We start from the raw sequence: 13848 nt of genomic DNA on the forward strand, positions 1-13848 counted from the left end.
TATATGTTGTGTGCCCGTAGCTCAGCTGGATAGAGCACCAGCCTTCTAAGCTGGGGGTTGTAGGTTCGAATCCTACCGGGCACACTCTTCTATCAATACTTTCTATAAATCTTCAAGTATTCTGGCACCACATTTTCAATTGCTAATGGTCGAACCTTCATTGTTTCAAGGTCAGCTGACTTTTCGATTGAGCTATTCATCATAACTTTCACCTGATCTTGAGTAAGCACAGGGTTCGTATCTCTGGTTATTGGTTTTAGCAGCATAGAAATAATTTTACTTTCTAGAAAGAAAGCTATTAACTTTGCCATTGGAAAAGATACATTGATCAACAAACACTTTCTGTTAGTAACATTCAGAATAAACTTCAATAAGCTTTTGAAAGAGTAAACCTTTGGTCCACCCATGTTATAAATTTTCTTGTCTTGCTTATTAAAACTGATAATACGATATACCACTTCAGCTAAGTCTGTTACACATATTGGCTGAAATTTAGTCGTTCCATTGCCAATTAGTGGTAAACAAGGAAGAATAGTTGCTAATCTTGCAAATTTATTAAAGAAGTTATCTTCTTTACCAAATACAAGGCTTGGCCTAATTATTATTGCTTCTTGAAATGCTGAAGTTACAGCTTTTTCACCTTCCAATTTACTTTTGGCATATTTTGACAACTTGCTATTTTCTATTCCCATAGCGGAAAAATGTATCATCATAGGTACATTTTTCATTTTTGCAGCTTTTGCTATCCTTTCAGCTATTTTAACGTGAACAGCGTAAAAATCGTGCTTTTTTGCTTCATATAATATTCCCACTAAGTTTATGGCTACATCACATTCTTCCATACCCTCTAGAACTGATTTTTCATCAAAAAAATCGCCTTTAAATATTGATATTTGTCCCAAATTGCCACACAATTTTAAACAAGCCGCTTTTTCCTGATTACGAGTGAATATCTTTATTAAATATCCTTCTGCTGCCAAGCGTCTTACGATGTGTTTCCCTATAAACCCCGTTCCACCAAAAATAATTACACGTTTTGTCACGATTAAGGTTCCTAATAATTTGTTACTGTAAATTAATACAATGATTTTGCTTAATATTCTATTATGAATTCCCGTACAATAAGATCCATTTTCATTCCTCGTGAGCCTTTAACTAGAATTGCGTCATTATTCTGAATAATGTTAGCTAAATCACTTTTCAATTGATTAGAATCATTAAAATGCGTGCCTCTTATATTATCTGGCAAAAGCTCATGCAATTTTAACATAAATTTACCAGCTGTATAAATTTTATCTATATTATTTTCTGTGACAATCTTAACCAAATCTGTATGAAATTCTATGCTTTTATCACCAAGTTCCAACATATTGCCAAGCAAAGCTACTTTTCTCTGATTAGAATATGTACTCAAAGTTTTTATTGCAGTTTTCATCGAAGTAGGGCTGGCGTTATAGGAGTCATCAATTAAATGTATATATTTTCTATTGTATTTGACCTTATGAATATTGCCTCTACCTTTCGTTACACTAAAATTCTTAAGTGCAAGTGGTAATTTTGATAAATCAAGTCTGAGGCTTTGCACAACTACTGCAACAGCAAGTAGCGAATAAGCAAAATGCTCACCTTGCACACGTAAATTACAGTTTATAGTTTGATTATTATTTAGTCTTATTTTTAAATTTAACCCGTCATCGTTTCTTATTATGTCTAGTAAGTAAACTTCAGCATTTTTATCTTCACCGAAGCTTATTACATTTCTATTAGCGCGTGATGAGAGATAATCATAATATTTATTATCTCTGTTCAAGACCAAAGTACCGTTATTTTTCGTACCATACAGAATTTCTAACTTCGCTTGTGCAACGTCAAATAGTGATGAAAAATTTTCAGTATGTGCAGGTTCGATGTTGGTAATAACTGCAATATTCGGATTACTAATCTTTGATAATTCTTTTATTTCACCAACTTTATTCATTCCCATTTCAAGGATTAAGTACTGGCAGTTTTTTGGAGCTTTTAGAATTGTCAAAGGCAATCCTATATTGTTATTTAAGTTACCTTCGTTTGCATGGGACACTCCATATTGCGATAAAACAGTGTGCAGCATATCCTTTGTAGTAGTTTTCCCGACACTGCCTGTAATTGCAATAACTTTAGCATCAACAAGAATATTTCTAATATAGTATGATGCCATATCGTGCAAAGCTTTCAGGGTATCTTGTACAATAATGAGAGGGAAATTTTTATATTTACCCTCACTTACTATTGCAGCGGCAGCCCCTTTTAAAAACGCTTCATGCAAAAAATTATGGCCATCAAAATTCTTTCCCTTGAGTGCGATAAATAAATCACCTTTCTTTATACTTCTTGTGTCCGTTGAAATATTTGAGCTATGTGTCCAATTACAACCATTTACGTCTCTTCCGCCAGTTGCATCAATGATATTATTTGTGTTCCATTTAAACATAATAGAGTATTCTTTATAATAAATTGAACAGTAAAAGTAGCGAAAATACTACATGTTTTAGATAATGTACAAATAATGGTTGTAATCCCTATAATTCTATCTTATAATGGATATAGAAGTTTAAATTTTTTCGTCTATAATTAAAATGTATTTAGTTGTAGAAAGTACCTTGGAGGTGTGTATGCCAAAAAACGACCAAAATGAAGAATCTACTTCTATACTAGCTAAAGTTGGTAGTGCAGCTTCGGGAGTAGGAAGTTTTCTGGGTAGAGGTGCAAAAGCTCTATTTGGAGGTATAATATATCCTATACAGCCAAAAAACTGGTTTAAGTCTCGGGGCGAAATGTGGCACGACATAAAAAATGGCGGGCGCTATGTTATTGGCAGCGAGCTTGAAAAATATGATCCACCCATAAAAACCACACAAGCTAGTGAGAATCTTGGTGTAGAAATAACAGAGCAAAAGAAAGGGACAGGAAAGGTAGCTTTTTTAGTGTCAAGGACTCTGACGGGAGATATACCTTATTTGAACGATGAACAATTGGGTAAAATAAAAGTAGGTTTACCGAATGTAACTATTTTTAGAGAAGAAAACAAAATTGTAATTGAAATTAACGTTGAGGAAATAGCTAACACTATTAAAACTAATCCTGATAATAAAGGCAAGAGCGAGAAAGAAATAAAAGAACTTGTTCTTAAAGGAATTGCTAATAAAGTTGAAGGCGACCTCAAGAAGTTTGCAGAAATCACTGGTGGAGAATTTAAAGTTCACACAGACTTAAAATTGCTGTATGGTATTGCAGAAAAATTGTATCGAGAATGTGATAACCAGAACAAACCATCAGAAACTCTAAGGTCAGCACAAACTGGAAAGTCACCAGGGCAGTCTTCAGAAAATGTTACAAGTACAGATGAATTAGTAAAATCTTTTAACATTACTAATCCTAACGAGTTTCCTTTTGGTAAAAGTAAAGAAGCTATTTCTCCTATAAAAAATATGCAGTTATCAGAACAAGATATCAAAAAGCAAGTAGAAGGATTGGGAAGTACTTTTTTGAATTTTGAAGATGCCTCTGGTAAAGTAATAAAACCACTATCTACGCCTGATGTAGAAAGAAATAAAGGAAGAGGAAAAGGTCGCTCTTAAAATATGAGCAATGAAGTTTATGATAGCAATAACATCTTTGCTCAAATATTAAGAGGTGAGTTACCTTGTGAGAAGGTACATGAAAATGAAAATGTACTAGCTTTTCGTGATAAGTACCCTGACGCACCAGTTCACATTTTAGTTATACCAAAAAATCAATATATTTCATACGATGATTTTATTCTAAAAGCTTCTGAAGAGGAGATAGTAAGTTTTTTCAAAATTGTCAGAGAAATAGCACATAAATATAATTTAGAAAAAACAGGATATAGATTAGTCACTAACTACGGTGAAAATGGAGAGCAGGTTGTACCACACTTTCACGTGCATATTTTAGGTGGTAAAAAGTTAGGAAAGCATGTAAACTCATAGTGTTATATGTTTTGTTAAATGAGCGAATATCTAACCATAGTAATCTTTATCTGCGTATCAATTGTAGTATCTTTTGCTTTAGGTATATTGCCTATGTTTCTTGCAGTGAGTAAGCCAGATAGTGAAAAACTTTCCACATATGAGTGTGGCTTCAATCCACTATCCAATGCAAGAAAAAATTTTGACATTAAATTTTACCTAGTTTCAATATTATTTATAATATTTGACTTAGAAATTGCTTTTCTTTTTCCTTGGGCTGTTTCTTTGTCTAAGATAAGCTATGGTGGATTTTGGTCTATGATGGTATTTCTTGCAATACTCACTATAGGTTTTATCTATGAATGGTGTAAAGGTGCATTAGAGTGGGAGTAGTTTATGACAAATCAAATTCTATCTAATGATGACTGGGGTCGTTATAAAAAAGAAGGGTTTCTTGTTACTAAATTTGGTGATTTAATAGATTATGTAATGAATTGGGCAAGGTCTGGTTCATTGTGGCCAATGACATTTGGTCTTGCATGTTGCGCGGTTGAGATGATGCATACTGCATCCAGCCGTTATGATTTTGATAGATATGGCATAATGTTTCGTGCAAGCCCACGTCAATCAGATGTGATGATTGTTGCTGGCACACTAACTAATAAAATGGCAGCAGCATTGCGCAAGGTTTATGATCAAATGGCAGACCCAAAGTATGTTATTTCTATGGGAAGTTGTGCAAATGGTGGTGGTTATTATCATTACTCTTATTCAGTGGTTCGTGGCTGTGATAGAATTATACCGGTTGATGTGTATGTTCCTGGGTGCCCACCAACCGCTGAGGCGTTGCTATATGGAATGCTATGCCTACAAAACAAAATAAAACGAACTCAGAATATAAAGCATGGATAAAACTGCAAGGCATATACAAAAAAAGACCAAGTGTGAGTGCATTCAAAAAGATGATGGCATTATTGTAATATATTCAACTTTAGATGAAATTGAAGAGCACCTATCCTTTCTACGCGATGATGAAAAGTGTAGGTTTGAACTATTAGTTGATATTTTTGGGGTTGACTATCCAGATCGAGAAAAGCGCTTTGAGTTAGTGTACAATTTACTCAGCATTGTGCATAATATTAGAGTACACATAAAACTTCAATTATGTGAGGGCGATATGCCTCCAAGCATAGCAAAGGTATTTAGCACAGCTTCGTGGTTTGAGCGTGAAGTGTTTGATATGTATGGAATAGAATTCTCTGATCACCCTGATTTGCGTAGGATTCTAACAGACTATGGATTCAAAGGTCATCCAATGTTAAAAGATTTCCCTCTCACTGGTTATGAGGAAGTAAGATACGATATAGAGGCAAAAAAGGTTGTATATAATCCTATAGATTTGTCGCAAGATTTTCGTATGCTTGATAGCCTATCGCCTTGGGAAGGTAAAACCATAAAAGTAAATACAAAGGAGTAGAAAATGACAGTACAAAGAAAAAAAATATCTTTAATCGGTGCAGGAAATATCGGTGGAACTCTTGCCCATATGATTGCACTAAGGGAACTCGGCAATGTTGTTTTACTTGATATTAGTGATGGAATACCGCAAGGTAAAGCACTCGACATAGCAGAATCATCCCCTATTGATGGATTTAATTCTGGTTTAACTGGAACTAATCAATACAAAGATATAGAAAATTCTGATGCAATCATCATAACAGCAGGCATTGCTAGAAAACCTGGAATGAGCAGGGATGACCTCCTGCAAACCAATGCTAAAGTAATGAAGGAGGTTGGTGAAAATATTAAGAAGTATTCTCCAAATGCATTTGTAATAGTGGTTACCAACCCTCTGGATGCCATGGTTTCAGTGGTGCATAAATTTTCAAACCTTCCAGCTAATATGGTTGTTGGAATGGCAGGAGTGCTTGATTCTTCCCGTTTTTGTTATTTTCTCGCAAGTGAATTAAATATTTCAGTTGAAGATATATCTGCTTTTGTGCTTGGAGGACATGGTGACACTATGGTACCACTCATTAATTGCACTTCTATCGCTGGCATTCCACTTACCCAAGTTATCGATATGGGTCTCATTACGCAGAAAAAAGTTGATGAAATAGTTGAACGCACTCGCAATGGCGGTAAAGAAATAGTTGATCTGCTTAAGTCCGGATCTGCATACTACGCTCCTGCATCTTCAGCTATATGCATGTTAGAGTCATATTTAAAAGATAAAAGGCGTATATTACCATGTGCTGCTTACCTTAATGGTGAATATGGTGTAAAAGATTTGTTTATTGGTGTTCCTGTAATCATTGGAAAAAATGGAGTTGAAAAGGTCCTAGAAGTTAAAATGAATGATAGTGAACAAGAAATGTTTGATAAATCTGTGAATGCAGTGAAAGAACTATTTAGGCTCATAAGTAAATCAATGGTTTTATAGAATTTCCTTGTAGCTCAAGTTTCGTAAACAGCCTAAAAAAGTTGCTTGTGGTTATTTCTGCTACTTTATCGGGTGACTCATTCCATAACTCTGCCAAACAATTCACAACATATTTTACCATTGCTGGTTCGTTCTTTTTTCCCCTATAAGGCTCAGGTGATAGATATGGTGCATCAGTTTCAACCAAAACACGTTCGCGTGGTACACCTTGTGCAATTCCTCTGAGTAAGCTCACATTTTTAAAAGTAATGATTCCAGAAAATGAAATATATAACCCTAAATCTATAGATTGATAAGCAAGCTCTTTAGAGGAAGCAAAGCAGTGCATTACTCCACCAAAAGTGCCAGTTTTCATTTCTGACCTTAACATATCGATCATCTCATTATCAGCGCTTCTTGTGTGAATAACTAAAGGTAGTCCAGTTATTCTTGACGCTTCTATATGCAATGCAAAACTTTTTTTCTGATTGTCTTTGTTGTCAGATTTATAAAAATCTAACCCAGTTTCACCGATACTAATTACCTTTTGGTTCTTGGTCAATTCAACTAATTCATCAACATGTATACACTCACCGTTTTCTATAGCAGCATCAAGCGGATGTATACCAACAGAGGAGTAGACTTGATCATAGGATGAAGAAATTTTTAATAACTTAGGAACATCGTCAATGCTTACGCATATGTTATGCAAAACCTTTACACCATTTTTCTCTGCCCTTGAAATTACTTTTGGTATTTCATCATCGGAAAAATAAATCAAGTGGCAATGAGAATCTACTATCATGAGCTTATTGTTGAGGCTTTTATTATAGAAGAAAACTCTTCTATCACTGTTTTATAAACTTCTTTTTTAAATGATATAGCACTGGCTACTAAACTATCTGTACTTTGCCAACGCCACTCTTTGAACTCTGGATGATCAGTATAATTAATATCAATATCCTTATCCTCTCCGCAAAACTTCATTAAGAACCACCTTTGCTTTTGACCAGAGTATTTTCCATTCCAGCATATTGGTATAACTTCTTCAGGCAAGTTGTAGTATATCCAATCCTTGCTTTTAGTTATAACCTTTACTTTATTAGTGCCAACTTCCTCTAGCAACTCACGTAACGCTGCTTGTTCCAGTTCCTCACCATCATCAACACCTCCTTGTGGCATCTGCCAGTAAGAGTCGCTATCAAAGCGTTTTCCAATGAAGACATGTCCTTGTCTGTTAAATAGCATTATGCCAACACAAGGACGATACTTATCTTTCTTCTCAACCACGAGTACGCTCTGTTTTTAAATGATTTGTTACAGAAGTTTTAATTAATTTTCCATTTTTTTCTTTCTTCATCTCTTCAACAATTTTCTTTGCAACTTCCTTTGCACTTAAGTTTGAGTTACCAATTTCAAGTGTACCTTCAGATATAAATAGCCTTTTCCCCTCAATTTTTTTCATAGCAAAACCCGAATCAGTAATTTTATTTTCCTGGTGCCTTTCTTCTGATTGAACACGTCTTACTAGTTCCTCATTATTACAATGTAATACTACAGGAAAAATTTTTACGCCCATTTTTTTACTTAAATTTACCACTGAGTTGTACAATCTTTGATCATAGGAATCACCCTCTATCAATTCATTTGTAAATATATAATGTTTTGATTTTATGTAGTGTTTTTCCAGTATTGCTAACATATTTTCTCTGACTGCAAAAATCTTTTTCCACAGATCATCTGGAACTTCAGCATCTTGTAATTTAACAATATCAAATATAATATTATTGAATAGATTATTGCTTACTATCACTGCACTAATGATTTTACACAGTTCCTTTGCAGTAGTAAATTTACCACTGCCTGGAAAGCCGATTAAGTAGATGAGAGCCTTGCCCATAATGAATATTAGTAAAAAGCTATTCTCAATTATATAAAAAGTATATACATTGTACATGCTAAAAACATGGTGATAAAATAGATGCAGGTAATACCTTTAACGAACAGTTGCGTTGAAAATAGTTCATATTTAGAGATTTTGGGTGTATAATTATAAGTAAATTAAATAATTTAAGATGATGACTAATGTATCCAATGATACAGAATCAATAAAAAACATGATTGTAAGTATAATAGATCAAAATAAAGGTCACGATATAGTTACTTTCGATGTGCAGAATAGAACCATTATTGCAAAATATATGATTATTACATCTGGTGATTCAAGTCGCCATGTGAAAGCGTTAGCTGAACACGTAATAAAAAGTCTCGAGCGACATGATAAAATAGATGTAGAAGGTATGGATGAAGGCAATTGGGTGATTTTGAATTTTCAAGGCATAATGGTTCACATATTCAGGCCAGAAGTAAGGGAGTATTATAAAATAGAAGAGTTATGGAACTGATTGCCTGGGCCATTCAAGTACAACTGTATAAGTATCGCACCTTTAGGATAGCTCCCCAAGAAAAGGTGTCATCCCAGTGCTTGACACTGGGATCCAGAAAACTTAATTATAAACGAGCACACTATACAACATTTTTGATGAAATTGCATGAAAAACTGGATTCCAGCGTCACACGCTGGAATGACATCATCATCGATATCTTCAATGACAATGTTCACATATAAAATAACATACTAAAAAGATTATGAAACACAAGTCCGAGTTTTTAAATTTTATCCAAGAAAGAGGGTACCTATACCAATGTACAAATATTGAAGGGTTAGATCAGCTATTATCCGAAAATAATCATATAGTCGCATACATTGGGTTTGATTGCACAGCACCAAGTCTTCATATTGGTCATCTAATGCATATTATGATGTTCCGCCACCTGCAAAAATTTGGTTACAAGTCGATAGTTTTACTTGGAGGTGGCACAACGAAAATCGGCGACCCATCCGGTAAGGATAAAGCAAGAAGCTTCTTATCTATCAAGGATATTAGCGAAAATATATCTAGTATAAAGAAAACATTGGAGAAAATGATATCTTTCGATGATGGAAAGACTGGTGCAGTTATAGTAAATAACGCAGACTGGCTGGATAGTATAAAATATATAGACTTTTTGCGTGATATAGGAATACATCTTTCAGTAAATCGCATGCTAAGTTTTGATAGTGTGAAAACTAGGCTGGATAGAGAGCAAACCTTAAGCTTCTTAGAATTTAATTACATGCTATTGCAGGCTTATGATTTTGTTGAGTTGAATAAAAAGCATGGCTGTCGTCTGCAGATTGGAGGGTCAGACCAATGGGGAAATATAGTAAATGGCATTGAGCTTGGAAAAAAGTTGAATTTACCTGAGCTGTTTGGCCTTACCACCCCTCTTTTATTGAATGCTCAAGGGGTAAAAATGGGCAAAACTGAAAGTGGAGCAGTGTGGCTTGATGATAATATGCTAAAGCCTTACGACTACTGGCAATATTTTCGCAACGTTGATGATCAAGATGTTGGACGTTTTTTGAGATTGCTCACTGATGTGTCAATTGATGAGATCAAAAAGTTAGAATCCTTAAAAGATCAGGAAATAAATGAAGCAAAAAAGGTCTTGGCAACAGAAGTGACAAAAATATGTCATGGTGACAAAGAAGCGGCACTCGCACTATCTGCTGCAGTCTCTGCTTTTGAGAATGAAGATAGCTCACTACTTCCTGATTACATCATAAAAAAAGAACAAGTTGCAAGCGGCATATCCTTAGTAGACCTACTGCATGACACCGGTTTTGAACCTTCAAAAGGCGCTGCAAAGCGTTTAATACAGGGCAATGGGTGCAAAGTTAATGATAATATTATAAACAATGTTAACTACATAATAAATTCTGAGAGCTTTAAAGGTCAGTCATTTATAAAATTATCTGCAGGAAAGAAGCGCCATATTAAAGTTGTGGTAGATTAGGTCTCGAAGTAAGAAAACAAATTTTATACAAGTGAGAAATGAGATAATGATGATATGAATGACTTAAATCAAATATATTTATCTAATCATAAGCCTATATCAAATCTCTTTTTAACCCTGGGTATTACTACATTTCGTGAAGCATTAAAATATGTACATAAACTGCCTTACGGACGTAATAACAATCGTACAGATTATTTATCGGTAATTAGTGAGAAATGTGGTACATGCAGCACAAAGCATGCACTTATTAAACACTCCAAAAATCTCTGCAGTTCTAAGTGAGTATAACTTGTTGCAAATTCCGGAAATGCACTGCTACCTTCGTTATAAAAATCGAATTATTGATATAACTTTTCCAGAAAATAGTGCCTCACTAGAACTGACAGAGGAAGAGAAAATTGAGCCCGAACATCTTGGAAACTACAGAGTAGAAAAGCATAAACAATTTATTGAGAACTGGTTACCAAAACATACCATAGAACATGGAGCAAATTTTCAAAATTCGAGAATTATGTATAAAGCGATTGGAAAGATAGTAGAAAGCGAAATTCTATTATATATAGCTAAAGTGGCTTAGGTTTACCTACAATTTGAAAAACCGTCATTCCGCTACTCGTTAGCGGAATCTATACCGCGAATGAATCTACAGATGTACGAACATTGTGCTACTAGTAGGGTGTCATGCCAGTCTGGCATCCAGGAATTTTATTAAGTTGGTGAGTATAAAAGTAGCTGTTTTATATTAAAATACGACGTTTTGATGATTATGGAAGGGTTGGATCTCAGTGCCGGAGCACTGGGATAACACCGTCTGTTATGCAAATTACCTGCTAATTGCAATGTTCGTACAGCTGTGGAATGAATCGCGGTATGACGTAGGAAAACCTTTCTTGGGTTAGCTATATCTATGCAAAGAAGCTAGATCAAGACATCATGTATAACATGTGCACGAATAAAATCCAACGCAAGCATAATCTTTCTAACCTCGTTATTTTTTTAGATCCTTCTACACCAATCCACTACCGCTAGGATATAAAGAACTTAATGACTGACTGCGCGATACTTGCAGTACTTCATCTAACTTACAACTTGGACCATCTAGTTTTTGTTGCTGATCAAATTGAGCCCCCTGCTGCTTTACTTCTTGATTAGTAGCACCATCACTTTTAAACTTTCTGGAACACTTTACAAGTGATGCAGTAGAAGACATTCCAGATACTTCTGATTCTGAGGAGGACTTCCTCTTTAGGGTACGTAGCACAGTTGCCCATTTTTTGCGCACTTCCAAACCAAGAGAAGTAAGACTTCCACCTAATCCACCACTTGGACCATACAGAGTATGGTAATATACATGTACTGGTAGATTTTATATATGTTTCTGCTGGTAAGGGGCTTTAGCTGACTGAATGACAGGAGATACCATTTGACACTTGGTTTAAGCTTTGTTAAGTTATTGCTAGTATCCTGTTTTTTTTATGGAGTCGTATTGCATGATATCAAGAAAATCTAAGATAGTCTTATGTTTGATGATACCGATAATAGGGTTTACTTCTTATGTTAATGGTCATTACTTTACTGATAGCCATATACAAAAGAGCGTTGAGGACGATTTTGAACCATTTTTCAGAACGGATCCTTCACAACCAAAGTATATTCCTGATCCTCCGAAATTGACTGAGTTCGATAGAGATATATTGAAAATTTGCGGAGATGGGGGATCATATCCAAGCGAAAAGGATTTCAGATCTTTACTTGACTCTCCAGAATATCAAGGAGTAGTGAAAGAAATATATGATAAGCTTGATCATCAAGTGATTACACCGAATGCGGCCCTAGGGGTATTTAAAGACGAGCTAACTCAAATTTGGTTTGCTGGCAAAGGAAGTAAATTTGCTAGAAGAGGAGAAAACGGAGAGACTGTAGGGTTTAGACATGTTTTTTGTGGTGAGCCAGACAAATCCAAGTTAGGAGCATCGAACAAGGAAAAATCTTGTTAAACCTGAAAGAAACTATTTTATCCAGTGCTATAACAATTTTTAAATATAATTTATTAAGAAGTATTTTTGCAGTTATAACCGGACGCTCAATGGTGCTAGAGTGCCCGTTTGGGAGCATGGTTTTGGAGGAACGGTTAAACCACTGATGGAGTCTATTACGACTACCTCGATTAGAAGATTGTATAATCTAACCGTCCCAAGCTTAAATACTTCTTCATTATAAGTTATAGGAGGTCAATTACAATGACAAAAAGTAAATTAGAGGTAATGAATCCTGATGCAGCAGGGATAGATGTTGGTTCGGCTGTACATTATGTATGTATACCCGAGAGAAGAGATGAGCAACGTGTTCAAAAATTTGGCTGCTTCACTGAAGACCTTCATAATTTAGCAAGGTGGTTAAAAAAGTGTAAAGTTACAACCGTAGCGATGGAATCAACTGGTGTATATTGGATTCCTTTGTTTCAAATACTGGAATCTTACGGTTTTGAAGTTAAGTTGGTAAATGCGCGACATGTAAAAAATGTACCTGGGAGAAAGTCAGATGTTCAGGACTGTCAGTGGTTACAACAACTACATAGTTATGGATTACTCCAAGGGTCATTTAGGCCAGATAGCCAGATATGTGTATTGCGTAGTTACGTGCGACAACGTAAGAACCTCACTGAAAGTGCATCTACACATGTTCTGCGTATGCAGAAGGCATTAATTCAAATGAATATACAACTGCATAGAGTTATAAGAGATATAACAGGAGTAACTGGTATGAAAATTATCAAGGCTATAATTAAAGGCGAAAGAGATTCTGGGAAATTGGCTCAATTCAGGGATGCACGAATAAAAAATGATCAGTCTACTATAGCAAAAGCGTTAGCTGGCGATTATAGAGAGGAACATGTATTCACGCTAAAGCAAGAATTTGAACTATATAATATTTATCAAGAAAAAATAGCAGAATGTGATAGAAATATTGAGGTCTATTACAAAACGTTTGAAACAAAATCTAACGAAAGTAAACAGTTGAGTAAGGAAAAGAATAAGCACAGAAAAAGTAAGCCTGACTTTGCTTTGCACGAGGAACTGCACCGAATAACTGGTATGGATTTTACTAAAGTTCCAGGGCTTGATATACTAAGTATACAGACTATAATTTCAGAAACTGGTATAAACCATAATAAATGGTCAACAGAAAAACACTTTTCATCGTGGTTAGGACTCAGCCCTGCCAATAAAATTACAGGAGAAAAAGTGTTTAGCACAAGAACGCGTAAAGTCATTAATCGTGCTGCGAATGCATTTCGAATGGCTGCTAATTCTGTAGGAAATAGTAAAAGTTCATTGGGTGCATACTACAGGAGATTAAAAAAACGATTAGGAGCACCAAAAGCAATAACAGCTACTGCAAGAAAAATAGCATGCATATTTTATAGTATGCTCAAATACGGACAAGAATATGTAGAAAAAGGAATGGAATACTATGAAACACGATATAAGGAGAGAGCTGTAAAAAATTTGATCAAAAAGGCACGAGAATTTGGCTATACTTTAGTGCAACAAG

19 protein-coding genes and 1 tRNA gene are annotated in these 13848 nt (G+C 35.1%); 13 read left to right on the forward strand and 7 right to left on the reverse strand.

Annotation, left to right across the window (positions count from 1 at the left end; translation table 11 throughout):
* Positions 1–10 precede the first annotated feature (10 nt).
* A tRNA-Arg gene (locus tag OZD67_RS00240) sits at positions 11–84 on the forward strand.
* 8 nt (positions 85–92) lie between these two features.
* Here OZD67_RS00240 and OZD67_RS00245 read toward each other — a convergent pair.
* The gene (locus OZD67_RS00245; RefSeq protein ID WP_182183343.1) at positions 93–1043 is read right to left on the reverse strand and encodes a complex I NDUFA9 subunit family protein; all 951 of its coding nucleotides are present in this window, start codon (positions 1041–1043) and stop codon (positions 93–95) included.
* A 50-nt stretch (positions 1044–1093) separates the two neighbouring features.
* Positions 1094–2470, reverse strand: a complete 1377-nt coding sequence (locus OZD67_RS00250; RefSeq protein WP_182183345.1) for a UDP-N-acetylmuramoyl-tripeptide--D-alanyl-D-alanine ligase — start codon at positions 2468–2470, stop codon at positions 1094–1096.
* 181 nt (positions 2471–2651) lie between these two features.
* On the opposite strand from OZD67_RS00250, the gene OZD67_RS00255 reads away from it, so the two are divergent.
* From OZD67_RS00255 to mdh, 6 genes are read left to right on the forward strand one after another with little or no spacing between them, the layout of a single operon-like run.
* Positions 2652–3617 (forward strand): hypothetical protein, encoded by a 966-nt coding sequence (locus OZD67_RS00255; RefSeq protein ID WP_182183347.1) that lies wholly within the window; start codon positions 2652–2654, stop codon positions 3615–3617.
* 3 nt (positions 3618–3620) lie between these two features.
* Entirely contained in the window at positions 3621–3989 is a 369-nt protein-coding gene (locus tag OZD67_RS00260; RefSeq protein WP_164224547.1) for an HIT domain-containing protein, read from the forward strand.
* A gap of 18 nt (positions 3990–4007) precedes the next feature.
* Positions 4008–4361, forward strand: coding sequence for an NADH-quinone oxidoreductase subunit A (locus OZD67_RS00265; RefSeq protein WP_182183348.1), 354 nt, complete (start codon positions 4008–4010; stop codon positions 4359–4361).
* Positions 4362–4364: 3 nt separating this feature from the next.
* A complete protein-coding gene (locus tag OZD67_RS00270) occupies positions 4365–4880 on the forward strand; it encodes a NuoB/complex I 20 kDa subunit family protein (protein WP_182183350.1) in 516 nt (171 codons plus the stop codon).
* Entirely contained in the window at positions 4873–5445 is a 573-nt protein-coding gene (locus tag OZD67_RS00275; RefSeq protein WP_182183352.1) for an NADH-quinone oxidoreductase subunit C, read from the forward strand. Before OZD67_RS00270 ends, OZD67_RS00275 begins: the two co-directional genes overlap by 8 nt.
* A gap of 3 nt (positions 5446–5448) precedes the next feature.
* Positions 5449–6411 carry a malate dehydrogenase gene (gene mdh, locus OZD67_RS00280; RefSeq protein WP_182183353.1) on the forward strand — a complete coding sequence of 321 codons (963 nt, stop codon included), beginning with the start codon at positions 5449–5451 and terminating at the stop codon, positions 6409–6411.
* Here mdh and OZD67_RS00285 read toward each other — a convergent pair.
* From OZD67_RS00285 to OZD67_RS00295, 3 genes are read right to left on the reverse strand one after another with little or no spacing between them, the layout of a single operon-like run.
* Positions 6386–7195 (reverse strand): TatD family hydrolase, encoded by an 810-nt coding sequence (locus OZD67_RS00285; RefSeq protein WP_182183355.1) that lies wholly within the window; start codon positions 7193–7195, stop codon positions 6386–6388. The genes mdh and OZD67_RS00285 overlap by 26 nt on opposite strands.
* Positions 7192–7680, reverse strand: coding sequence for an RNA pyrophosphohydrolase (locus OZD67_RS00290; RefSeq protein WP_182183357.1), 489 nt, complete (start codon positions 7678–7680; stop codon positions 7192–7194). The genes OZD67_RS00285 and OZD67_RS00290 overlap by 4 nt, the downstream gene beginning before the upstream one ends.
* Entirely contained in the window at positions 7673–8290 is a 618-nt protein-coding gene (locus tag OZD67_RS00295) for an ATP-binding protein (protein WP_259346644.1), read from the reverse strand. Before OZD67_RS00295 ends, OZD67_RS00290 begins: the two co-directional genes overlap by 8 nt.
* 178 nt (positions 8291–8468) lie before the next feature.
* Between OZD67_RS00295 and rsfS the strand changes: the two genes are divergently transcribed.
* The 4 genes from rsfS to OZD67_RS00315 all read left to right on the forward strand — a co-directional run bounded on the left by rsfS (position 8469) and on the right by OZD67_RS00315 (position 10870).
* Complete coding sequence (gene rsfS / locus OZD67_RS00300) at positions 8469–8795, forward strand: ribosome silencing factor (protein ID WP_182184211.1); 327 nt, start codon at positions 8469–8471, stop codon at positions 8793–8795.
* A 244-nt stretch (positions 8796–9039) separates the two neighbouring features.
* The gene (tyrS, locus tag OZD67_RS00305; RefSeq protein ID WP_182183363.1) at positions 9040–10290 is read left to right on the forward strand and encodes a tyrosine--tRNA ligase; all 1251 of its coding nucleotides are present in this window, start codon (positions 9040–9042) and stop codon (positions 10288–10290) included.
* A 54-nt stretch (positions 10291–10344) separates the two neighbouring features.
* On the forward strand, positions 10345–10575 hold the full coding sequence (locus tag OZD67_RS00310; protein WP_274999608.1) for a hypothetical protein: 231 nt from the start codon (positions 10345–10347) through the stop codon (positions 10573–10575).
* Entirely contained in the window at positions 10532–10870 is a 339-nt protein-coding gene (locus OZD67_RS00315; RefSeq protein ID WP_182183365.1) for a hypothetical protein, read from the forward strand. The genes OZD67_RS00310 and OZD67_RS00315 overlap by 44 nt, the downstream gene beginning before the upstream one ends.
* 429 nt (positions 10871–11299) lie before the next feature.
* On the opposite strand, the gene OZD67_RS00320 is transcribed toward OZD67_RS00315, so the two are convergent.
* Positions 11300–11503: a hypothetical protein gene (locus tag OZD67_RS00320; protein WP_182183366.1), complete on the reverse strand. Its 204-nt coding sequence runs from the start codon at positions 11501–11503 to the stop codon at positions 11300–11302.
* A 280-nt stretch (positions 11504–11783) separates the two neighbouring features.
* Between OZD67_RS00320 and OZD67_RS00325 the strand changes: the two genes are divergently transcribed.
* Positions 11784–12290 (forward strand): hypothetical protein, encoded by a 507-nt coding sequence (locus tag OZD67_RS00325; RefSeq protein WP_182183368.1) that lies wholly within the window; start codon positions 11784–11786, stop codon positions 12288–12290.
* Here OZD67_RS00325 and OZD67_RS00330 read toward each other — a convergent pair.
* Positions 12220–12408 carry a hypothetical protein gene (locus OZD67_RS00330; protein WP_274999610.1) on the reverse strand — a complete coding sequence of 63 codons (189 nt, stop codon included), beginning with the start codon at positions 12406–12408 and terminating at the stop codon, positions 12220–12222. The two genes, OZD67_RS00325 and OZD67_RS00330, sit on opposite strands and share 71 nt — an antisense overlap.
* Positions 12409–12527: 119 nt before the next feature.
* Here OZD67_RS00330 and OZD67_RS00335 point away from each other — a divergent pair.
* The coding region (locus OZD67_RS00335) for an IS110 family RNA-guided transposase (protein ID WP_274999611.1) at positions 12528–13848 on the forward strand (1321 nt) is incomplete at its 3' end.

It is taken from the genome of Wolbachia endosymbiont of Drosophila nikananu, assembly GCF_028981865.1.
In the GTDB taxonomy this organism is placed as follows: Bacteria; Pseudomonadota; Alphaproteobacteria; order Rickettsiales; family Anaplasmataceae; genus Wolbachia; species Wolbachia pipientis_B.